Raw genomic sequence first — 21,188 nt, 5'->3', positions numbered from 1 at the left:
CTGGAGCCATGCTAGATCAGGTCTGTGTCAGTTCTTGTCAGGAGTGAAACGCCCGGCTTCATCCAGTTGCATTTGCTTACGCCAGGTGCGCAACAGGTCGCTGCGCCGTCCCGGATAGCGCCCGCCCTGTTCATTGGCAGCCGAAATACGGTCGGTGCGAAACGTACGATAGGCACTGCGCAATTCACACCAGGCGACAATGATCCGCACTTCATTGAGAAAGCCCAGCGCCAGTGGCCAGATCAGTCGTTGACTGGGCACCTGATGGGCGTCTGCATAATCGATATTCAGTTTGGATTGATCGCGGATGGCCTGGCGAAACACGCTCAACGGCACGGCATTTTGCGGATAACCGTAACCGCGCGGGCCCGGCAGCACCGTCGGATTGCGCAATGCATCTTGAGCTTCCGGGGCCAACACGGCCGCAATCTTCGCCAGGGCGTCGGCCGCTGCCTTGCTTAACACCTCATCGCCACGCTGATCCACATAACGCAAACCCAGCACGATGGCTTCGGTTTCGTCGGCGTTGAGCATCAAGGGCGGCAGGAACAATCCGCTGCGCAACACATAACCGACTCCCGCTTCACCGAAGATCGGTGCGCCCAGGGCCGTCAGCTCGGCGATATCGCGGTACAGCGTGCGTTCGGAAATCTCCAATTCGCCGGCAAGTGTCGCGGCAGTGGCCGGACGACTTTTACCTCGCAGCACTTGCAGCAACGTGAGTAAACGAGTGGTACGCGACACGATCGGCAGGCTCTTTCCTGAAAAGTCGTCGGAGCTTAGCAGAGGCTGCTGTCAGAAACTGGCAGGAGCAAAGTCCCCGGGTGCCTACGTTGTGGCGAGGGGGCTTTTGTGGCGAGGGGATTTATCCCCGTTCGGCTGCGAAGCAGTCGTAATTCCGATAACTCGGTTTGTCTGGAAGGACGCCGGGGCCGCTTCGCAGCCCAACGGGGATAAATCCCCTCGCCACAAGTCTCTCGCTGACTGAAGGGTTTGGGTGAACAACATTACCCCGGTGGTCGGCCCTTTTGCCCTGAATGGAAAAGCGCCTTGACGGCCAATATTACTCGCATCATATTAAATACATGTTGCTAAACATTTAAATAAAGCCACAGCGCCATTTCTTCAGGAGTCACCTCATGCATTACAAAGTCTTCGGCCGCAAAACCGGCTTGCGGGTTTCGGAACTGGCGCTGGGCGCCGGTAACTTCGGCACCGGCTGGGGCCATGGCGCCGAGCGTGACGAAGCCAAGCGCATTTTCGATGGTTACCTGGAAGCCGGCGGCAACTTCATCGACACCGCCAACGGTTATCAGGCCGGCCAGTCGGAAGCCATGCTCAGCGAGTTCATCGCGCCGGAACGAGATCGCCTGGTCATCGCCACCAAATACACCATGGGTACGACGCCCGCCGCGGGCATTTCCCACACCGGTAACAGCCGCAAGAACATGGTTCGCGCCGTGGAAGAAAGCCTGAAACGGCTCAACATCGATCACATCGACCTGTTCTGGGCGCACATCAGCGACGGCGTGACGCCGATGGAAGAGATCCTGCGTGGCTTCGACGATCTGGTGCGTGCCGGCAAGATTCACTACGCCGGGCTGTCAAACTTCCCGGCCTGGCGCATCGCTCGCGCCGATGTGCTGGCAGAAGTGCGTGGCTTTGCGCCGATTGCAGCGATACAGGCCGAATACAGCCTGGCCGAACGCACCGCCGAACGTGAACTGCTGCCGATGGCCGAAGCCCTCGGGTTGGCCGCTACCATTTGGTCGCCACTGGGTGGCGGGTTCCTCACGGGCAAGTACCGCAGCAATGATGAGAACAACCGCGCCGCCAAACTCGGCATGCTGATTCACACCGAGAAAAGCGCCCACGAAACCGCCCTGCTCGACACGTTGCTCGCGGTGGCGGCTGAACTTGGAGCCACGCCGACCCACGTCGCCATTGCCTGGCTGCGGGAAAAGGCCAAGCGCTCGACGACGGCGTTGATCCCGATTCTGGGTTCGCGTACGCGTGAGCAACTGGATGCGACGTTGGGCGCGTTGAACGTGCAATTGAGTACTGAGCAATTGTCGCGGCTTGATGAGGTCAGCGGCGTGCCGAAGGGCGTACCGCATGAAACGATTGCCGGTTCGGCGGCGCGGTATACCGGGGCTGAGACCCTCGACCTGCCAATTATCCCGGTCGCCTGAAAAAGCTTCGCGGGCAAGCCTCGCTCCTACAAGAATCACATCGAATCTGTAGGAGCGAGGCTTGCCCGCGAAGGCGTCTTACCGGTCGACCTTGTGTTTGGCCGCATACAGGCACAGCATTTCCATCGCCAACGTCGCCGCCGCCAGTGAGGTAATGTCCGCGTGGTCGTAGGCCGGTGCCACTTCCACCACGTCCATTCCCACCAGATTGATCCCGCGCAACCCGCCGAGTATTTCCAGCGCCTGCACCGTGCTCAAACCGCCACACACCGGCGTTCCGGTGCCCGGTGCGAACGCCGGGTCGAGACAATCGATGTCGAACGTCAGGTACACCGGGTTATCCCCCACCCGCGCACGGATCGCCTCGACAATCGCCTCACACCCTTGCCGATGCACGTTCCGCGCATCCAGCACCTGAAAACCCTGGTGATCATCATTGGTGGTGCGCAAACCGATCTGCACCGAGCGCGACGGGTCCACCAGACCTTCCTTGGCCGCGTGCCAGAACATGGTGCCGTGATCGACGCGCTTGCCCTCTTCGTCCGGCCAGGTGTCGCTGTGGGCGTCGAAGTGAATCAACGACAGCGGGCCATGCTTGCGCGCATGGGCCTTGAGCAGCGGATAACTGATGAAGTGGTCACCGCCGAACGTCAACATCGCGCAACCGCCGTTGAGGATGTGCTCGGCGTGGGCCTCGATGCTTTCCGGCACCGAGTGCGGCGAGCCGTAATCGAAGTCGCAATCACCGTAGTCAATCACCGCCAGATGATCGAACGGATCAAAGGTCCACGGCCAGTGACGTTCCCAGGCGATGCCGGTAGAGGCTGCGCGAATACCACGCGGTCCGAAGCGCGCACCGGGCCGGTTGCTGGTGGCGGTGTCGAAGGGCACACCGCTGACCACCACGTCGACGCCGCGCAAATCACGGCTGTAGCGACGACGCATGAAACTGGTGATACCGGCGTAGGTACTTTCGGCGGCAGTACCAAAGAGGCTGTCGCGGGTCATGGCCTGATCGTTTTGCATCGGGACGTCCATGGTGATCTCCTTTTTATTTATTTATTGGCGGCTACGGAAAGTGGTCCACAGACGAGTGCGCGAGCGCATGTCCTTGAGGCTCATGCTGCGGTCGGCGTACAGCCGTTCGCGGGTGTCGGCCAGTGGGTAGATGTCCGGGTCGGTGCGCACGGCTTCGTCCACCAACGGGGTCGCCGCCTGGTTGGCCGTGGCAAAGAACAGCGTGTTGGTCAGCGCGGCGACGGACTCGGGACGCAGCATGAATTCGATGAACGCCCGGGCCGCTTCGGGGTGCGGTGCGTCCTTGGGAATCGCCAGGTTGTCTTGCCAGACCAGCGTGCCTTCCTTCGGAATCCGGTAGGCCACCTCGAACGGTTTGTTGGCCTTGCGCGCCTGGTCGGCGGCCATGCTGGCGTCACCGTTGTAGGTCAACGCCAGGCACACGCTGCCATTGGCCAGATCGCTGATCTGCCGCCCGGTGGCGACGTACAGCACATTGGGCTGCAACTGATGCAACAACGCCTCGGCGGCGGTCAGATCAGCCTTGTCGGTGCTGTAGGGATCTTTACCGAGATAGTGCAACGCCAGGCCGATCACCTCTTGCGGCGAATCGAGAATCGCAATGCCGCAGTCCTTCAGCTTGCTGGCGTATTGCGGCTTGAACAGCAAGTCGAGGCTGTTGAGTGGCACACCCGGCAAGCGTTGTTGCACCGCTTCGACATTCATCCCCAAACCCAGTGTGCCCCAGGTATAGGGCACGCCATAACGGTTGCCGGGGTCGACAGCGGCGAGTTTTTCCAGCAGGTCCGGGTCGAGATTGGCGTAACCCTTGAGCCCTTCGTGAGGAATTTCCTTTAGCGCACCCGCCGCCAAACCACGGGCCAGCACGCTGGATGACGGCACCACCACGTCATAGCCGCTGCCGCCAGTGAGCAGTTTGGTTTCCAGCACTTCCGAAGAGTCGAACGTGTCGTAACGCACGTGAATGCCGGTTTCCTTTTCGAAACGCTGCAAAGTTTCAGGCGCCACGTAATCGGCCCAACTGTAGAGGTTGAGGGTCTTTTCCTCAGCCTGGGCCGACGCGGCCATGGCGAGGAACAACGCGGGTAAACACAGCTTGAATGCGGGAACCATGACGAACACCTGACCAGAGGAAGTGGTTGCAGCGTGCGCGCTCGGATACATTGGCGAAATATCAAGTTTGTTAACCTGACTTTATTACGGATTAATGTTTGATGCTCGGTCAACTCCACGACCTCGACCTGCAACTGCTGCGCTTGTTTGTCCGCGTGGTGGAGTGCGGCGGTTTCAGCGCGGCGCAAGGTGAACTGGGTTTGAGCCAGTCGAGCATCAGCCAGCAAATGGCCAAACTCGAAACCCGGCTCGGCTACCGCTTGTGCAGTCGCGGCAAGGGTGGATTCAGGATCACGCCCAAGGGCGAACAGCTGCTGAGCGCGACACGCGGGTTGTTTGAATCCATCGAAGCATTCCGTCATCAATCCAACGGCGTGGCGGGTCGTTTGATCGGCGAAGTGCGTCTGGGCTTGTCCGAGGCGCTGGATCAATCGGTGCTGCAAAAGGTGGCCGATGCCATCCGACGGTTTCGTGAACGTGACGAATCAGTGCGCATCGAGTTGATGAGCGCCATGCCCGGCGAAATGGAACGCCTGCTGCTGCAACAGCGACTGGACCTGGCGATCGGCTATTTCTCCCAGGTGCAAAGCGCGTTTGACTACCGCGAACTGTTCAGCGAAACCCAACACCTGTATTGCGCCCCCGGGCATCCGTTGTTCACCGACGATGCGCCGGATGATCTGGCGTTGCAGGCGTGTGACCGGGTCGATCATCCCTATCGTTTTCTGCGTAGCGATGAGCCCTTTCAAGGCAAATTATGTTCGGCCAGGTCTGAGCAAGTCGAAGGCACCCTCGCCTTCGTACTGTCCGGTAAACATGTCGGTTATTTGCCCAATCACTTTGCCCGCAGCTGGGAAGACAAAGGCTTGCTGCGCGCCGTGCGCCGGGATGACATGAGCTTCGATGTGGCGTTTCACCTGGCGCGCCATCGCGCTCAAGTGCCGGGGGATGCGCAGAAGGCGTTTGAAGAAGACCTGCTCGCCGCATTCACCTGAAGATCAAAAGATCGCAGCCTCGTTTCACTCGACAGCTCCTACATTTTGGAACGCGATCCCCTGTAGCAGCTGTCGAGTGAAACGAGGCTGCGATCTTTTGCCGTTAGCGGGCGCTTTCTGGCATCCTGCGCCTCCATTTTTTGACCTGGCCTCTGGCGCTTTCCTCGTGACCTCTTCCGAACACGCAAAACCCCAGTCCCGTTCCGACCTGATTTACGGCCTCAACGATCGCCCGCATCTCACCGCCACGGTCTTCGCCGCCCTGCAACATGTGCTGGCGAGTTTCGTCGGCATCATCACGCCTACCCTGATCATGGGCGGCGCCCTCGGTCTGCAAAGCGAAGTGCCGTACCTGATCAGCATGGCGCTGTTTGTCTCGGGCCTGGGCACGTTTGTTCAGGCGCGGCGGTTCGGCCCGATCGGTTCCGGCCTGTTGTGCCTGCAAGGCACCAGCTTCTCGTTTATCAGCGTGATTCTCAGTGCCGGGTTCATGGTCAAGGCCCGGGGTGGCGGCACCGATGAAATCCTGTCGACGATCTTCGGTGTGTGCTTTTTCGCCGCGTTCATCGAAGTGGTGTTGAGCCAGTTCATTGGCAAGTTGCGGATGCTGATCACGCCTGTGGTGACCGGCACCATCATTACCCTCATGGGCCTGTCGCTGATCAAGGTCGCCATGACCGACATCGCTGGTGGCTTCGGCGCGGCGGACCTTGGCGCGGCCAGTCATCTGGCGTTGGCGGCGCTGGTGCTCGGCACGATTGTGGTGTTGAACCGGGTCGATGTGCCTTTCCTGCGCCTGGGGGCGATTGTCATTGGCCTGACCCTCGGCTATGTCGTGACCTGGCTGATGGGCGACGTCAACTTCGCCAGCCTCCCCGACGTACCGCTGATGAGCGTGCCGGTGCCGTTTAAATATGGCTTCAATTTCGATTGGGTGGCGTTTGTGCCGGTGGCGGTGATTTTCCTCGTGTCGCCATTGGAAGCCGCCGGTGACCTGACCGCCAACTCGATGATTTCCCGGCAGCCGGTCAAGGGCCCGATCTACATCCGCCGGATCAAGTCCGGTCTGCTGGCTGATGGCCTCAACTCGGCCATGGCGGCGGTGTTCAACAGCATGCCGATGGTGACCTTCGCGCAGAACAACGGCGTGATCCAGCTCACCGGCGTGGCCAGCCGCTACGTGGCGTTTTTCATCGCTGGTTTGTTGGTGCTGCTGGGGCTGTTCCCGATGATCGGCGCGGTGCTGCAGTTGATGCCCAAACCGGTGCTCGGCGGCGCTGAGCTGGTGATGTTCGGCACCGTGGCGGTGGCCGGAATCAAGATCCTCGCCGAAGCCGGTCTGCATCGACGCAACATGCTGATCGTGGCGATTTCCATCGGCATGGGCCTGGGTGTCGCCGCGGTGCCGGAAGTGTTGCGCGAGCTGCCAAAGGCGCTGCACAACATCTTCGAATCACCGATCACCGTCGGGGCGTTGTGCGCTATCGTGCTGAACATCTTCCTGCCCGAAGAATTCATCGAGCTGGAAGAGGACGATTTCGATCCGGAAGCCTCGATCCTCCAGGTCATGGAGAATCCGGATGTCCCGGCCAAGGGTGAACCCGCACGGCCTGCGGCGGTCGCACAGTTGAACCGCTAGAAAGCTCGAGGGCTGAGCCGCTGGCGGTTCAGCCCTTTTCTACACGAGAGCCTGTCCATGCGCAGCGTCAACGCGATCCTCCTTTCCCTGCTGTTGCTCTCCCTGAGCGCCTGCGCCCTCTTCCCCCATCGCGACCCGCTGAACATCAATGTGGTCGGCATCGAGCCGCTGCAAAGCCAGGACATGGAAGTGCGCTTTGCCGTAAAGATACGCGTGCAAAACCCCAACGAATCGCCGATCGACTACAACGGCGTGGCGCTGGATCTGGAGGTCAATGGCCAGCCGCTGGCTTCCGGGGTCAGCGATCAGTCGGGCTCGATTGCACGCTTTTCCGAAACCGTGCTGACGGTTCCGGTGAGCGTTTCGGCGTTCTCGGTGATTCGCCAGACCCTGGGCCTGAGCCAGACGCAAACCCTGAACGACCTGCCTTATGTGCTGCGCGGCAAACTGGCCGGCGGATTGTTTGGCACGATGCGCTTCGTGGACACTGGCAAACTCAGATTGCCAGAGGCGACCGCCGGCACCTGGTAAAACCGAAGGATCAGCAACGCTGAAGATCTCAATGTGGGAGTGAGCCTGCTCGCGATGACGATTTATCACTCAGCATTGAAGTTGCCTGACACACCGCTATCGCGAGCAGGCTCGCTCCCACAAGGGGAGGTTATGTGTTGAAGCGGACGCCAGGTTTGGCGCGTTCGTCGACGCTCAGCTCAAACACATCAGGACGCGCGTAGTGGCCGACCACATCGAAGTCGTAACGCGCGCGGATCAAGTCGTCGGTGTCGATTTCGGCGGTGAGCAACCCGGCCCCGTCACGCAACGGCCCCGCCAGAATGTCGCCCATGGGCCCGACGATCACACTGCCGCCCGCAATCAGCGGCCGATCCGCCGGCCAGTTGGCGATCTCAACGCCCAAGGCTTTCGGTGAGTCCTGTACCTGACACGCACTGACCACAAAACAACGTCCTTCATGGGCGATGTGGCGCATGCTGATCTGCCACATTTCCCGTTCATCCACCGTCGGCGCGCACCAGACCTCGATGCCTTTGACGTACATCGCGGTGCGCAGCAGCGGCATCATGTTCTCCCAGCACACCACCGCGCCGATTCGCCCGACCTGACTGTCGATCACTGGCAGCGTCGAGCCATCGCCCTTGCCCCAGATCAAGCGTTCGGTGCCAGTGGGCATCAGCTTGCGGTGTTTGGCCACCAGTCCGGCCTGCGGATCGAAATACAGCGCGGTGCAATGCAATGTGCTGCCGGCGCGCTCGATGACGCCGATCACCAGGTTGGCCCCGGTGCGGGCCGACAATCCGGCCAGCGCTTCAGTTTCGGCGCCAGGCACGTCGATGGCGTTGGCAAAATACCGGGCAAACGCCTCGCGACCTTCCGGCAGACGGTAGCCCAGTTGCGTGCCGAAGCTCTCGCCTTTTGGGTAACCACCGAGCAACGCTTCAGGCATGACCACCAGCGCGGCGCCGGATTCGATAATCGCGTTTTCCCAGGCAAGAATCTGTTCAAGGGTTTCGGCCTTGCCGCCGAGCAAGGCGCCGATTTGCAACGCTGCAACAATGGACTTGGGCATGGCGGTCACTCCGAAAGCAATGAGGTGTTGCCCATTCTCATGCGCCACGGGATCATGAATACAGCCCGATTCACTGCTGAATGATATGAGCCATATGAATATCGCCACCGTTGACCTCAACCTGCTCAAAGTCTTCGAAGCGCTGCATGAAGAGTCCAGCGCCAGCCGAGCGGCACTGCGCCTGGGCGTGACGCAATCGGCTGTCAGCGCAGCGTTGCGACGGCTGCGCGAGATGTATGGCGATCAGTTGTTCGTGCGCACCGGCCGCGGCCTGGCGCCGACGCTCAGGGCCAACCAGTTGAAACCGGTGGTGAGTGATGCGCTGAACAAATGCCGTCAGAGCCTGGCGATGGTCGATCCGGCGGCCAATCATTACGACGGACGCTCGGTCACCGTGGGGTTGTCGGATGATTTCGAGATCGCCTACGGGCGGCGATTGATCGAGGCGATTGCGCTCAGTGCGCCGAAGTTGCGCCTGATCTTTCGGCAAACTCACAGCCAGATCGTCGCTCAGGCATTGATGGAGCGCAGCATCGATCTGGCCATCACCGCAGGCGGGTTTACCGAGCGGTTACTCAGCCGTCAGGTGCTGGGTGAAGGCGGTTATCTGTGCCTGGTGGACCCGCTCAGCCTGGCGCAAGGGCAAACGGAAATCAGCCTTGAAGAGTTTGTGGCCCGCGAACACATTCTGGTGTCGTCGGGCGGTTTTATCGGGATCACCGATGAAGGATTGGCGGCGCTGGGTCTGAATCGACGGGTGTGCGCCTCGACGACACACTTTGCGGCGTTGCCGCACTTGCTCAAGGGCAGTCAGGCGGTGGCGACCATTCCGGCCCACGCCGCTGAAAGTATTGCGGCGCTCTGCGGACTGGCGCTGCTGCCCTGCCCTTTGGCCTTGCCGCGCTACCCGATCGAACTGGGCTGGCGCACCAGCACGCAGCTCGATCCGGTGGTGTTGAAAGTGCGCGAGGCCATTGTCGCGAGTTTTGCCTGAGGCGGGCCTTACTTGGCGGCCATCAAGCGATTCACTTCACTGCGTACCATGTTCGCGAATTCCGGCGGCGACATGCCGTCGAGTTCCGAGCGAACCCATTCAGCCCATTTGCCTTTGCGCTTGGCGCGCTCGCCAAACAAACGCGCGGCCTCGCCCTTGGATTTGCCAAGGTTGCTTTGCCAGAGGTCGAACAGACGGGATTTCTCATCTTCAAGCGCGGCGCGCTCAGCCAGGGGTTTGTCGGCCAGATTGAAGCTCATGGGAATTACCTGCTGCGTAAAATAGGCGACATCTTACACTGTAGGAGGAAATGTCCGACTCCGGATTTTTCCTCGGCGCACAGTCGATACGCAAACCCGCTGCAACTTTTTCAGTCGCGCAAGACTCCATTGTTCACTGCCCATTTACCTGCAAGGAGTACCCAATGGCCCGGAAAACTGCCACACAAATCGTCAATGACCAGATCAAGGATCAGGCCTTCAGCGAACTTCAGGTTCTGATCGAAGAATCGGAGAAGCTGCTCAAAAGCAGCGCCTCACTGGTCGGTGAGGAAGCAGAGACCCTTCGTGGGCAAATCGCCCAGAAACTCCAGCAGGCCCGGGACTCGGTCACTAGCGTTCGTGACCGCACAAAACCTGTGGTCGACGCGACCGAGACCTACATCGGTGGTCATCCATGGCAAACCGTGGCCATCTCCGCCGGTTTCGGCCTGGTGGTCGGGTTGCTGCTGGGCCGCCGTTAAACGGTCACGCTTCGCTGGCAACACAGCAAAAAGGCGAGCTCAATGCTCGCCTTTTTTATGCCCGCGTATTGTGCAGGTCTCAGAGCCCTGCCAATTCTCGCAGGTTTGCCAACGTCTGAGCATTCAACTGAATGCCTTGAGCGTTCGACTTGGTGCGCTGGTAGTGACGTCGATCGCCCGGCAGGCGCTTGAGCCCCACGCCGTGCATTTGACGGACCAGCTCCTGGCTGCGTTCGGCGAAATTCTGCCCGGCCGCCTTACTCGGGTCGATCACGATCAGCAGCTGGCCGGTCCAGGGCGTCTTGGCCCCCGGGTGGTTCGACCAATCGAACTCGAAGGAGAAATTGCCGCCGGTCAGTGCCGCCGCCAACAGTTCGACCATCATCGACAACGCGGAACCTTTGTGCCCCCCAAACGGCAGCAACGCGCCACCCTCCAGAATCGCTTTCGGGTCCTGAGTCGGCTGGCCAAGGCTGTCCACGCCCATGCCCACCGGCAAGCGTTCACCTTTTTGTGCGGCAATCTGCACATCGCCATGGGCAATGGCGCTGGTGGCCAGGTCGAAGACAATTGGCTCACCGTCAGCCCGAGGCGCAGCGAAAGCGATCGGGTTGGTGCCGAACAACGGCCGGTCGGCGCCGTGGGGCACCACGCAGGTCATGCTGTTAACCACGCTCAACGCCACCAGCCCTTCATAGGCGAAAGGCTCGACATCCGGCCATAGCGCCGCGAAATGGTGGGAGTTACGGATCGCCAGCACCGCAATCCCGGCACTGCGGGCTTTTTCCACCAACAGTGCCCGGGCCGCCGCGAGCGCAGGCTGGGCAAAACCATTGCCGGCATCGACCCGGACAAAACCCGAGGCAACGTCTTCGACCACTGGCACGGCCTGGCCATTGACCCAGCCGCTCTTGAGCGTCGAGACATAACCTGGAATACGAAACACGCCATGGCTGTGCGCGCCGTCGCGTTCAGCACCGGCGCAGTTCAATGCCAGGGTTTTGGCAACATCGGCGGAGGTGCCATGACGCAGGAAAATTTGCTCAAGCAATAGAACGAGCGCGTCGAAATCGAGCGATGGGGTGGTCGAACTGACGGCCACTTCGGGCGTTGCGGTCATCTGAAGCTCCAGTTTTATTATTGAGTACGGGCACCAGGGGAAACGAGGTTGCAGGGCAACCTGAAGCATACGTCGATTAAGCGCTGTTTTACCGGCGTCCTGTCAAGTCTCGACCGCCTGTTCGGCTCAAGCAATATGTACCGCACCCAAGCATTCAACTGACCTTACTGTTTTTCCTCAACCAACGCCCTGCGACAGGTCGCTGATCGCAGCACATGAGGAAAAACCATGACTGAACCTGTAGAGCCCTACTTTTTCGATGAGGCAGAGCGTGCCTCAAATGCCAAACAGCCCGGTGACCGAGAAAAAGCACTGAATTTCACACTCGCCGACCTGAAATGGTTGAAGCACGTTTACCTGGCCACCCACGCTGCCCGCATTGCGCAAAAAGACCCAATGCACGTCTGCAAACTGTTGCTGAAGGTGACAGGCACAGCGGATATCCAATTGGCCGGCGCCTTTGCCATGAGCCGGCCCAAAGATGGAGAGGTCACGCTCTATACGCCGTGGAAAGGCTTGATCAAGTTCGCGGACATGGCCGACCTCAAAAGCAAGCTCAAGGAATGGCTGGCGCAGGCTACAGCGAAGCGGGAGCTGTTGCGCTTTCTCTCCATCGAACAACGCAGCATTTTACCCGCAGCCACCTCCCCCGACGTTGCCACGAAAGACATCGAAGGCGCGGTATTCCAGGACCAGCGACTGACCCTCGATCGCAATCAGGAACAGAACATCAAGACCATGAAGGGCGAGTTACTCGAGACGCCAACACTGCAATCGATGCTGGACGACACCCTCAAGCACGCGCTGCACAAAGCCTTCCCCACCCTGGACCAGCGCCTGACCACACTGAAGAGCTTCGTGAAGACTGTTTCAGCCCTCGACGGCGGCGAAAACCAGCACACGATTTCCTCGTTACCACTGAGCGATGCGCTTCTGCATTTCTATCTGACCAACCACTGGCCCACCGGCGATTCAAGAGTCTTCGCCAATCCCGGGCATAGCGTGAGCAGCGACGCAGATAACCAGGCATGGGAACACGCGGTTAAAGAGATCGCGCAGCGCTTTACGCCGCACTTGCACAGCCTGCTCACCTTGTTCTGGAACACCTCCATGAGCATTGGTCTCTCCCGTCTGGAGTTTTTCACCGAGGGTGTACGCGACACCTTTCACATGAAGCTTCTAAACCAGCACCAGAATGGAATCTTGACGACGCAGCACTACCTGCGACTGATGAAGGTCAGCCTCGCGCCGGATGCGAACGATCCGCTTCGCATTGAAAAAGTGCTTGTGACCGCGCCCTTGAAGCATTTTACGGAGCTGGCCTCGACCTTGATGATCGGGGGCCCCACCACCTTGGGTTTTCTGTACACCCCCTCCAGAGGCATCGAAGCAACGAGCAATCTTCCAGCAGTCAAAAAAATCGTATTGGAGATGATTAAAACCGAAGGGCATGAAGACACGCTGCTCAATTTCATGTCCCTGGACGAACGATCCACCTTTCTTGCGTTGGCTCCGGCTGAGCGCCTGATTGAAGGCAAACCGGTCATTGGCCCGGTGTTTAAACATTTGATGACCGACATCCTTGGCAAGCAACGGGACAACCTGTCCCATGCGCTGAGCCGCTTGCGCGAAAGCGAAGGTACGGTCGACCCCCATGCCTTGCTCGACAATGCGCTGGATGTCCGCGGATTGATCGATGACCGACTGTTGACTCCCGAACCTTCAGGGCGCTGGAGTACGCGAGCAGACCGGGGCGGCAGCGCACGCCCGGCCACCGTGCGCGCCGAGTCAGCCAAAGTGGAGCTGTCGCTGCTCAATTCTGTCGAGCAGGCGCTTGATCAACTTCTTGAGAAACACCCGATCATCTCCACGGCAACCCGCTCGATCGCCGACGCGCAGCGCGTACTGGGTCCCTCCGTGGCGAGCTTGCAAACGAATTTCACTCACACACTGTCGACGGCATTGCGCAGTGAACTGAAGCTGCGTGCCGTTACGCGCACCTTGGGTGCGACGGAACAGGCCATCATCAAAACCGTGTTCGATAGCCCGATACACCTGCAGCGAGCGGCATTGAACGGTTTTTTGCCGGAAGTTTTTTCCCTCGCATTGAAGGCCGGCCACGCAGCGGATCCGTTGAAACTGGCCAGTTGCTTTGTGCTGACTGAACGGGGCGGCCTGGACCCGGTGCATTCGGGCAAGGCGATTTTGTGGACGCCTGCGTTGGGGTTTGAGGCCTTCAAGGCATTGACACCGTTGCTGACCGAACTGGGACGACGCCTCGCAGATGTCAACCTTCGCTCAACGCTCCTGGAGAACCTTGGCCGCAACGAGCGATTGCCTGGCAAAACTTACACGTTGGCGCCCCTGCAGCGTGTCTACGGGCATTTTCTTGACTATCTACAAAAACCCTATGTGCATCTGGACCCGTCGAGCCTGACCAACGCGCTGGCGACGAAGCTCACCGCCACGTCACTGACCAATCTCCTGAATCTGGTGGCGCTGCGTAAGCCCATGACAGGGCTCGACCGTGCGGTAGACATTGCGCGGTCACTGACGACTCAACAAAAACTGCCGGCATGGCTGGCCCAGGCGGACGTCAAGGACCTGATCCTGCATGCCGAGCTGCTTCAGCAATACCTCAACAACGTCAAGGACGACCAGGATTACCTGACCGGCATACGGTCACTGCAACGCACGGCACACCATGAGCTTGAAAAACAACTCAAGGCAGACGACTTCAACATCAATCCGGACAACGTCCAGGTCCAGATCAGCGCCCGCCCCACGTCTGCCGCCAGAACCCAAACCCTGACCGACTTTGCATTGACTCACCTCAAGGAGCTGGATCACCTCCATTTCAAACTGGTGTCGCTGGATACCACCGTGATTCCCGAAGGGATGGACGAACGCTACATCAAAGACCTGATACGAAATCTCAAACCGGGCGAACATCAACAGAAAATAGTCAGCGACGCCTTGGCTGACACCCCGGCGAACGCGGACCGCAGGAAGCGGTTTTACACACAATTACCCTGGCAGTTGATGCATTACGCCCATGCAGAACATCTGCAGGAACGCCTGAGCAAGACCGGATTTGATCTGATCCGGCAAGTCATGGACATGCCAGACGCTATTGCCCGCGCAACCGTCGACGGTGCCCACGCGATCATCCGTCCGCTTGAGTTTTTGGGGATCAAGAGTGACCAGGCAATCAAAGTGCCCGGTGTTTACCTGATCGGCTCATCGGCTGATCGCGCGGCACCCCAGGTGCTTATTGCGCCTCACAGCCCACGGCACGGGGTGAAAGAATATGAAAATGAAGCACAGCTGCTGACCGAACTGAAGACCCGTGGACCGCTGCTCGACTGGCTACTCCTGAATCTGCCGCAACCTGACCGGATACTGCTGGAAACCCGAATGGCGACTACCGCTCATCGCGTTGCCAGAGCCACGCCGGCAAGTACCACGCTGGCCTCCAATCCAATCAAGGGAAATCTGTTCAGACATCTGCTCAGTGACAACGCCGCGTTGCTGGGCCGATTGCTCGGTTGCCAGTCCGATGACAACAAACAGGGCGAATGGGCAACCATCAAACATGTGCTGGGCGAAGACCTGCACGCGGCCTATTCGTATTTCATGGGCAAACTCGCCTACCCGGAGACGGTGTGGCGCAGTTACCGCGACATCAAGCAATCCGCCGAAGACCTGCAAACCCATAAATGGGGCGCCGCCATAAAAGAGTTCATCAGCGGCATGGCCGAACTCTCCACATTGCGCCAATCCCTGGGGGATGAAACGCTGCTGTCTTCGACACCCGCCCCCGCCATACCGGCGCCGGAAAAGCCCGATACGCGGTTCAAATGGCAGGACATCGACGTCACCGGCCCCGAACGCACGAAACTGAAACGCCATGAAAGCCTCAATGTCGATCTGGATTCGCTGACATCAGACGCAAAGCTTGGGCTCTACACCCATCCAACGACAAAAAAACACTATGGACCGGTTGAAGGAAAGGTGTATCCGGTCATCAAGCGCGGCACCCACTGGCGCATCGGCGACACAACCACCCGTGGCCCGCTTCTGCGTCAGAACGGATCGAAACAATGGGTGCTTGATGGGCCGACATCGGCACCTCGCTTCAGCCTGTTCGGACGATTGGAGACCGCAAGCTCGGTTTTTCAGAGCATGAACGTTGAAGCCACAGGGATGCCCGCTATCCGTCGACAGTTTCCGCAAAGAGCCCGTCAGATTGACGAAGCGCTAGACCTGGCAACGACCTATGCCTGGAACAGCTATCGAAATCTGCAACTGCTGAAGACGTCCGACGACACGGTCACTCCCGTGCATCAACTCCTCATGGATTTCATGAGTGTGCAGCACGTGCTGCCCGCGCATGTCGAGCAGGTTGAAAAAGTCGTAAGCGACGTGTTCACAGCGCTGCTGGAGCCATCACTCAGAAAGCCTAAGTCCAGTCGTTTTGCGGTCGGCAGGCTTGTCGATGGCGCACAAAACACCTTTGCCTTCATCGTGGCTACAGACGCAAAACGCAGGATTCATCTCGCCGAAAGATTCTTCGATCCCAGATTCGACCTCTACCACCAACACCTTACTGACACGGCCTTCCCTATCAACACCCATGCCCGGGCGGTAACCTTGATTCATGAGCTTTCGCACATGGCCTGTAAAACCGAGGACATTTCTTATCTCGATCCCTGCAGACCGTTCACCGACCTGATTGGAACAGCCACCCCCCTGGCAACTGAACTCAAACGCGCCTTGACCGACGTTCAGACCACAGCACTCTCGATCAAGACTCCGTATACCCAACTGTTCATGACCCAGGATCCTGATACCGGTGTGTGGGAGGATCCTGGCAGTACGTCTTATGAAGATACGGATCGGGTGAAGGCGCATATTCTGGCGTTGACCGGTGCAGAAAACCTCAGCGGTGCCCGCCACACCTTCAAGAAAGATCCACTGGTCAGGCTGGCCGTGCAGTTGGGTAATGCCGACAGCGTTGCCTGGTTAGTCAGCCAATTGGGCCGCGAACTGCACGTCAGCACGCCCTGATGTCAAAAATACTTCTCATTTGATGTTTAATTGCCATGACGGCTGTTCTCGCAGACTTCCCCTCAAGGTTAGAATGCAGGAAATCAGGATGAGTCAATGACCGACAATTCTCTCTCGCAAGCCGAATATGACGCTATCACCGATGCCGCTGCGCACTGGTGCATGCGTCTGCACGCCTTCGACTGCACCGCCGAAGAGCGGATCGCCTTCGAACAATGGCGTGAAGCTCATCCGCTGCATGCATTCGAGTACGAGGCCATGCTGGAGATCTGGGAAGTCGCGGGGGATTTGCCGCGTCCCGAAACCGTCGCATCGGTGGCTCGCTTCGAACCTGCCACGCCCTGGCGCACGGTTGGCATCGCCGCCGCCGTTTGCGCCCTGGCGTTGCCGCTGGCGGCGTACACCGGCTGGAACATGGGCTGGCTACCGAACTCGTATCAGCACTTCGAAGCGAGTGACACGGTCCGTCAGGTCACTTTGAGCGATGGCAGCCAAGTGGAACTGAACCTGGGCAGCGAGCTGACCTTCAGCAACTACAAGGATCAGCGTCGGGTCACGCTGGAAAAAGGCGAAGCCTTCTTCAGCGTCAGCCACGACATGGCTCACCCGTTTATCGTCAGGGCAGCGGACGGCAGGATTCGGGTCACCGGGACCAAATTCAACGTCTGGATGTATGAGGATCAGGTCCGCGTGAACCTAATTGAAGGCTCGGTGCTGGTCAGCAGCAACGATGATCTTCCGGGCGATGGCTTGCGTCTCGGGCCGGCGATGCAGGCGCGCTATAAACACGGCGACTTCACGCCGCAGATCAACCAGACCTACCCCAACGACAATGCCCTGGCCTGGCGCAGCGGCAAACTGGTGCTCGATGATCTGGCGCTGAACGACGCACTGCCGTTGATCAACCGTTATCTGACCAAACCGATCATGGTCGCTGACCACAGCACTGGCACGATTCGTCTGGGTGGCATCTACAACATCAAAGAACTGAACAACCTGGTGGCTTCCCTGCCCAAAGTGCTGCCGGTCTACCTGACCCGTAACAAGGAAGGTAATCCGGTGCTCAATTCGATCCCGCAACAAACCCCCAAAAGCTGAAAAGGCCGCAACCCTTAACGGGATGCGGCCTTATTTATCGCTTGAACCACCCTCTTCTTACTGAGCGGCTACCTTCCCGGCTTTTTCATCCTGCTCGCGGATCGTCTGTGCCTGGTACTGCGGATCCTCGGTGATCTGCTGCTCGGTGAACGGCAACGGGCTCAGCTGCTTCTTTGAAAACGCCAGGGTCTGGTCCCGGGAATACTTCGACGTCGGGTCGCTGGACAACGAGAACGCCAGCAGACCTTGAGCGTGCGGCCCCTTGTCATCAAAGGTCACCACTTGCAAATAGCTGGTGCCGCTGACGACTTCGAGTTTGCCATCGGTTCTCGGCACACTCTGGATGGCGTTGTACACGCCCAGCGTGCCCGGCCCGCCGTGGATCGGCGTTTGTTGGCCGCCGCTGCTGACCACCTGAATGTCGCCCCAGCGGCTGTCATCTTTCAGCCCCAGTTTTTTGACCTGTTCCATCGAGGCCAGCATCGCCTCGCGAATCGCCTGGGTGACCTGAGGATTATCCAGCGCCAGGCCACGCGGCGTGTGTTGCGGATCTTTCGGGTCAAATGCCACTCGCCAAATGTCCGGGACTTGCTGCAACGGTTCCATGACGTTCTGGAAGTGTACAAACCCGAGCCCGCTGTCCAGATTCGCGCTGCGGTCCCACGCTTTGAGGCTCGCACACAACGGCGCGAGCGTTGCGGCATCGGCGGCCAGATCGCCGGCGCAGAACTGTAGCAGGTCCGGCATCACTTGCCCGGCCTGGTACACCTGATCGTCCATCACCATCCGTTGCAAATCCGCCGCAGAAACCGGGCCGGCCTTGCTTAGCGTGCTCAACCGGTCCAGGGCGAAACGCGAGCGCAGCCCCAGGGGCTGACCTTCTTGACTGATCAGGGGCGAGAAACCGGTGAGCGGTTGCGCCGGGTTGGTCATCCACGCCGAGTCATTGGAGTGTTGCACGTAGTCTTTGCGCAGCAGTTGCGGCAACTTGTCCGCCGCATAAATACCTTTTTGCGCCGCGTTCGGGTCGATGTCCCAGGCACAGGCGCTGCTGGAACCGTCGAGCACGATCATCTGCAACCCGGCGCGCGGGTCGCTGCACGTGGCCAGTTTGTCGGCGCTGACGTTCGGCACCACCGACAGGTTCATGTACAGCGTCTGCCCCTGATTATCCACCGCGAGGGTGTTGACCCACGGGATGCCCTGAAGCTTGTGCACCGAGGCCTGCAAATCCTTGAGGCTGGTGGCCTGATTCATGGCGTACCACTGCTGCAATACCCGGTCGTTTTCCAGGTTGGCATCGCGCAAGCTGTAAGCGTACTGCTTGTCCCAGTCGAGTTTGCCGGGCCATTGCACGATAGGGCCGAATTGCGAACTGTAGACCACACGGGACACCGCCCGGGTCTGGCCATCGGGCTGTTTGACGATCACCGTCACGGTCTGCTTGTTCATCGGCAGCGACTTTCCGTCGAGCAGATAGCGGGTCGGATCCTTGGGATCAAGTTGCAGGCGATACAGAGTGAAGTGCTTGGACGTGTCCACGGTGTGGGTCCACGCCAGGTGCTGGTTGAAGCCGATGTTGATCATCGGCAGGCCCGGCAGCGCCGCGCCCATCACATCCAGCTTGCCGGGAATGGTCAGGTGCATCTGATAGAAGCGCATCCCGCCAATCCACGGAAAATGCGGGTTGGCGAGCAACATCCCGCGGCCATTGAACGAACGCTCGCTGCCGACCGCCACCGCGTTGCTGCCGCGATCCAGGGCAAAGCGCTGCATGCGCGAGTCCGCCACCTGGAATGACGATACGTCGCCGGCCACTTGAGCAACGGCTTGTGGTGGAGTGGCGCCGGCCAGTGCTTCGGCGAACTGCCCTACTCCGCCTTCGACCAGCAGACGGCGGGTCAACTTGACCAGGTCCTGCGAGGTGATGTCCCGTACCCATTCGCCCTGACACTGCTGCGGTAAACCCTGCGCACGACGTTCGGTCAGCGAGCGGTTGTACCCCGCGACATAACCTTCGACCAGATCACGCACTTGCGGGGTTTGCGCCTTCCAGAATCCGGCAACGGCTTCAGGGGTATTGAGCCAGGTGAAGAACAGGTCGCTAACCTGGTTCTCGCGCTCCTCGACCGTCATCTGATCCGGGCCGAAATAGCGCGAACGTTCACCATTGACGGTGACAATCTCGTTGGCCAGCAGGCACAGGTTGTCCTGCGCGTAGGCGTAACCGATGCCATAACCGAGCCCACGCTCGTCTGCGGCACGAATATGCGGCACACCGAAACTGGTGCGGCGAATGTCGGCGCTCGCCTGCTCGGGCGTACTGCGTGCGTTTGCCGCAAGACTCAGCCCCACCAACATGCCGGCAAGGCTCAACCTGGTTAACTGCCTGGAAATAATCACGCTCGCTCCTGATCGAAAAGACATACACCCTGCGTCAAACACGCACCGCGCCATCCCCTAGGAACGAAACCCACGACAAAAATTTAGGCCCGCAAAGGCGCTTTATCCGGCCATCTCACAGGCCTGTGACGTGACGGTGACGAATTTTCTACATTCGAACCTTCATTATTTGCCGTGCTCATACGTCTTATTGAATGAGAGCACCCATCACATTTCCTGGCCGGCTCGGAAAAGGAGTTTTTGCATGTACAACTCGCAACTGCCAACGGACGGTAGTCACGCGCCAAAGGGCTCAGCGATGGGCTCCGGTGTTTTCAGCCAACGGGGCGAGCGCACTGGCAACGAGCGGATCAGATTGCTGCTCAAAAGCTTTGGCCTGCGAACCAGCCTGATTCGCCTCAAAGTCATCGACGCCTTGCTGACCGCCGCCGAAAGCGAGCGCAGCCTGGGCGTGCGCGGCGTGCACAGCCATTTGCTGGACCTGGATATTCCCCTGTCCTTTCTCAGTGTGCGAGAAGTGTTGAAACGCTTGTGCAGCGAAGGCGTGATCACGCTCAATGCGGACAAAAGCTACAGCCTGCATCCAGACGCTGTAGCCATGCTTCATCGCGACTGATCAGCTCCCAGGTGCGTCGTTCAAGGCTTGACCTTACGACGCATCACGCCATTAATCACCACTACGACCACCGCCACGCCGATGGCGATGTACTGAAACAGCTTCTCGCTGATGACGCCTGTGTTTTGCAGATACGAAAGGCCGAACATGATCCCCAACACCACCAGGGAGATCAAAATCGAGTATTTCAAACGTTGCGACTGAGTCATTACGAGTTCCTGAACCTGAAAAATGTATCCGGTTTGTATCTGAAAGCATGCCAACCCCCTACCTTTGTGCGGGAATGGGACGCTGCAAACGGGGTCTCATGTTACAGCCGATGAAGAGATTTGGCTTTATTGCGGCGATAACCATGAGGATTTTCAAATGTTCCGTCGAATCACACTGCTGATTCCCCTGCTCGCTCTGCTGACCTTGAGCGGCTGCATCGTTTTCCCCCACGGCGGCTGGCACGGCGACCATCATTACGATCGCGGTGGACCGGGTTATTATCAACATCGATAACGGTTGAACGTTTCATATAGCGTAATTAATTGAACATCCACTCGTAAGAAAAAGAAACTTAACCGATCACTGAAGAACA

General features: G+C 59.1%; 18 protein-coding genes. 10 read left to right on the top strand and 8 right to left on the bottom strand.

The genetic code is table 11. The features are described 5' to 3' along the window. Positions 1–27: 27 nt before the first annotated feature. A complete protein-coding gene (locus ACYZTY_RS12650; RefSeq protein WP_461958765.1) occupies positions 28–744 on the bottom strand; it encodes a helix-turn-helix transcriptional regulator in 717 nt (238 codons plus the stop codon). A 395-nt stretch (positions 745–1,139) separates the two neighbouring features. Here ACYZTY_RS12650 and ACYZTY_RS12645 point away from each other — a divergent pair, with 395 nt between their 5' ends. Continuing rightward, positions 1,140–2,192: an aldo/keto reductase gene (locus ACYZTY_RS12645; RefSeq protein WP_461958764.1), complete on the top strand. Its 1,053-nt coding sequence runs from the start codon at positions 1,140–1,142 to the stop codon at positions 2,190–2,192. A 78-nt stretch (positions 2,193–2,270) separates the two neighbouring features. Here ACYZTY_RS12645 and speB read toward each other — a convergent pair whose 3' ends face one another. After that, positions 2,271–3,230, bottom strand: coding sequence for an agmatinase (speB, locus tag ACYZTY_RS12640; RefSeq protein ID WP_461958763.1), 960 nt, complete (start codon positions 3,228–3,230; stop codon positions 2,271–2,273). A 21-nt stretch (positions 3,231–3,251) separates the two neighbouring features. Then, positions 3,252–4,343 (bottom strand): polyamine ABC transporter substrate-binding protein, encoded by a 1,092-nt coding sequence (locus ACYZTY_RS12635; protein ID WP_461958762.1) that lies wholly within the window; start codon positions 4,341–4,343, stop codon positions 3,252–3,254. A gap of 101 nt (positions 4,344–4,444) precedes the next feature. On the opposite strand from ACYZTY_RS12635, the gene ACYZTY_RS12630 reads away from it, so the two are divergent. The 3 genes from ACYZTY_RS12630 (at position 4,445) to ACYZTY_RS12620 (ending at position 7,508) form a co-directional block, all read left to right on the top strand. Next, a complete protein-coding gene (locus ACYZTY_RS12630; RefSeq protein WP_461958761.1) occupies positions 4,445–5,338 on the top strand; it encodes a LysR family transcriptional regulator in 894 nt (297 codons plus the stop codon). Between the two features lie 166 nt (positions 5,339–5,504). After that, positions 5,505–6,977 carry a nucleobase:cation symporter-2 family protein gene (locus ACYZTY_RS12625; protein ID WP_461958760.1) on the top strand — a complete coding sequence of 491 codons (1,473 nt, stop codon included), beginning with the start codon at positions 5,505–5,507 and terminating at the stop codon, positions 6,975–6,977. A gap of 57 nt (positions 6,978–7,034) precedes the next feature. Next, a complete protein-coding gene (locus ACYZTY_RS12620) occupies positions 7,035–7,508 on the top strand; it encodes an LEA/WHy family protein (protein WP_461958759.1) in 474 nt (157 codons plus the stop codon). A 130-nt stretch (positions 7,509–7,638) separates the two neighbouring features. Here ACYZTY_RS12620 and ACYZTY_RS12615 read toward each other — a convergent pair whose 3' ends face one another. Next, positions 7,639–8,562 (bottom strand): carbon-nitrogen hydrolase family protein, encoded by a 924-nt coding sequence (locus ACYZTY_RS12615; protein WP_461958758.1) that lies wholly within the window; start codon positions 8,560–8,562, stop codon positions 7,639–7,641. A gap of 85 nt (positions 8,563–8,647) precedes the next feature. On the opposite strand from ACYZTY_RS12615, the gene ACYZTY_RS12610 reads away from it, so the two are divergent. Then, the gene (locus ACYZTY_RS12610; protein ID WP_461958757.1) at positions 8,648–9,556 is read left to right on the top strand and encodes a LysR family transcriptional regulator; all 909 of its coding nucleotides are present in this window, start codon (positions 8,648–8,650) and stop codon (positions 9,554–9,556) included. 8 nt (positions 9,557–9,564) lie between these two features. Here ACYZTY_RS12610 and ACYZTY_RS12605 read toward each other — a convergent pair whose 3' ends face one another. Continuing rightward, complete coding sequence (locus ACYZTY_RS12605) at positions 9,565–9,816, bottom strand: hypothetical protein (RefSeq protein WP_131058660.1); 252 nt, start codon at positions 9,814–9,816, stop codon at positions 9,565–9,567. A 164-nt stretch (positions 9,817–9,980) separates the two neighbouring features. Between ACYZTY_RS12605 and ACYZTY_RS12600 the strand changes: the two genes are divergently transcribed. Beyond that, on the top strand, positions 9,981–10,298 hold the full coding sequence (locus ACYZTY_RS12600) for an ElaB/YgaM/YqjD family protein (RefSeq protein ID WP_461958756.1): 318 nt from the start codon (positions 9,981–9,983) through the stop codon (positions 10,296–10,298). A 79-nt stretch (positions 10,299–10,377) separates the two neighbouring features. Here ACYZTY_RS12600 and ACYZTY_RS12595 read toward each other — a convergent pair whose 3' ends face one another. Beyond that, the gene (locus ACYZTY_RS12595; protein ID WP_461958755.1) at positions 10,378–11,418 is read right to left on the bottom strand and encodes an Ldh family oxidoreductase; all 1,041 of its coding nucleotides are present in this window, start codon (positions 11,416–11,418) and stop codon (positions 10,378–10,380) included. A 228-nt stretch (positions 11,419–11,646) separates the two neighbouring features. Between ACYZTY_RS12595 and ACYZTY_RS12590 the strand changes: the two genes are divergently transcribed. Both ACYZTY_RS12590 and ACYZTY_RS12585 read left to right on the top strand, forming a co-directional pair. Further along, entirely contained in the window at positions 11,647–16,488 is a 4,842-nt protein-coding gene (locus ACYZTY_RS12590) for a dermonecrotic toxin domain-containing protein (protein ID WP_461958754.1), read from the top strand. 96 nt (positions 16,489–16,584) lie between these two features. After that, entirely contained in the window at positions 16,585–17,586 is a 1,002-nt protein-coding gene (locus ACYZTY_RS12585; protein WP_461958753.1) for a FecR family protein, read from the top strand. A gap of 57 nt (positions 17,587–17,643) precedes the next feature. Here the strand turns inward: ACYZTY_RS12585 and pvdQ are convergent, their stop codons facing one another. Beyond that, positions 17,644–19,989, bottom strand: a complete 2,346-nt coding sequence (gene pvdQ, locus ACYZTY_RS12580; RefSeq protein ID WP_461958752.1) for a bifunctional acylase PvdQ — start codon at positions 19,987–19,989, stop codon at positions 17,644–17,646. 244 nt (positions 19,990–20,233) lie between these two features. Between pvdQ and ACYZTY_RS12575 the strand changes: the two genes are divergently transcribed. After that, positions 20,234–20,605: a fe2+ zn2+ uptake regulation protein gene (locus ACYZTY_RS12575; RefSeq protein WP_461958751.1), complete on the top strand. Its 372-nt coding sequence runs from the start codon at positions 20,234–20,236 to the stop codon at positions 20,603–20,605. 20 nt (positions 20,606–20,625) lie between these two features. On the opposite strand, the gene ACYZTY_RS12570 is transcribed toward ACYZTY_RS12575, so the two are convergent. Further along, on the bottom strand, positions 20,626–20,814 hold the full coding sequence (locus ACYZTY_RS12570; protein ID WP_130907255.1) for a hypothetical protein: 189 nt from the start codon (positions 20,812–20,814) through the stop codon (positions 20,626–20,628). A 157-nt stretch (positions 20,815–20,971) separates the two neighbouring features. On the opposite strand from ACYZTY_RS12570, the gene ACYZTY_RS12565 reads away from it, so the two are divergent. Beyond that, positions 20,972–21,109 carry a hypothetical protein gene (locus ACYZTY_RS12565; RefSeq protein ID WP_165557409.1) on the top strand — a complete coding sequence of 46 codons (138 nt, stop codon included), beginning with the start codon at positions 20,972–20,974 and terminating at the stop codon, positions 21,107–21,109. Positions 21,110–21,188 lie beyond the last annotated feature (79 nt).

This window comes from Pseudomonas sp. LB1P83, from assembly GCF_054897885.1.
This window is presented reverse-complemented; position numbering and strand designations above follow the sequence as displayed.

Excerpts from the sequence above, each read along its gene's own strand:
- ACYZTY_RS12605 (WP_131058660.1), bottom strand. The coding sequence starts at position 9,816 with ATGAGCTTCAATCTGGCCGACAAACCCCTGGCTGAGCGCGCCGCGCTT.
- ACYZTY_RS12575 (WP_461958751.1), top strand. The coding sequence starts at position 20,234 with ATGTACAACTCGCAACTGCCAACGGACGGTAGTCACGCGCCAAAGGGC.
- ACYZTY_RS12620 (WP_461958759.1), top strand. The coding sequence starts at position 7,035 with ATGCGCAGCGTCAACGCGATCCTCCTTTCCCTGCTGTTGCTCTCCCTG.
- ACYZTY_RS12590 (WP_461958754.1), top strand. The coding sequence starts at position 11,647 with ATGACTGAACCTGTAGAGCCCTACTTTTTCGATGAGGCAGAGCGTGCC.
- ACYZTY_RS12600 (WP_461958756.1), top strand. The coding sequence starts at position 9,981 with ATGGCCCGGAAAACTGCCACACAAATCGTCAATGACCAGATCAAGGAT.
- ACYZTY_RS12570 (WP_130907255.1), bottom strand. The coding sequence starts at position 20,814 with ATGACTCAGTCGCAACGTTTGAAATACTCGATTTTGATCTCCCTGGTG.
- ACYZTY_RS12610 (WP_461958757.1), top strand. The coding sequence starts at position 8,648 with ATGAGCCATATGAATATCGCCACCGTTGACCTCAACCTGCTCAAAGTC.
- ACYZTY_RS12645 (WP_461958764.1), top strand. The coding sequence starts at position 1,140 with ATGCATTACAAAGTCTTCGGCCGCAAAACCGGCTTGCGGGTTTCGGAA.
- speB (WP_461958763.1), bottom strand. The coding sequence starts at position 3,230 with ATGGACGTCCCGATGCAAAACGATCAGGCCATGACCCGCGACAGCCTC.
- ACYZTY_RS12595 (WP_461958755.1), bottom strand. The coding sequence starts at position 11,418 with ATGACCGCAACGCCCGAAGTGGCCGTCAGTTCGACCACCCCATCGCTC.
- ACYZTY_RS12615 (WP_461958758.1), bottom strand. The coding sequence starts at position 8,562 with ATGCCCAAGTCCATTGTTGCAGCGTTGCAAATCGGCGCCTTGCTCGGC.
- ACYZTY_RS12630 (WP_461958761.1), top strand. The coding sequence starts at position 4,445 with ATGCTCGGTCAACTCCACGACCTCGACCTGCAACTGCTGCGCTTGTTT.
- ACYZTY_RS12635 (WP_461958762.1), bottom strand. The coding sequence starts at position 4,343 with ATGGTTCCCGCATTCAAGCTGTGTTTACCCGCGTTGTTCCTCGCCATG.
- ACYZTY_RS12585 (WP_461958753.1), top strand. The coding sequence starts at position 16,585 with ATGACCGACAATTCTCTCTCGCAAGCCGAATATGACGCTATCACCGAT.
- ACYZTY_RS12565 (WP_165557409.1), top strand. The coding sequence starts at position 20,972 with ATGTTCCGTCGAATCACACTGCTGATTCCCCTGCTCGCTCTGCTGACC.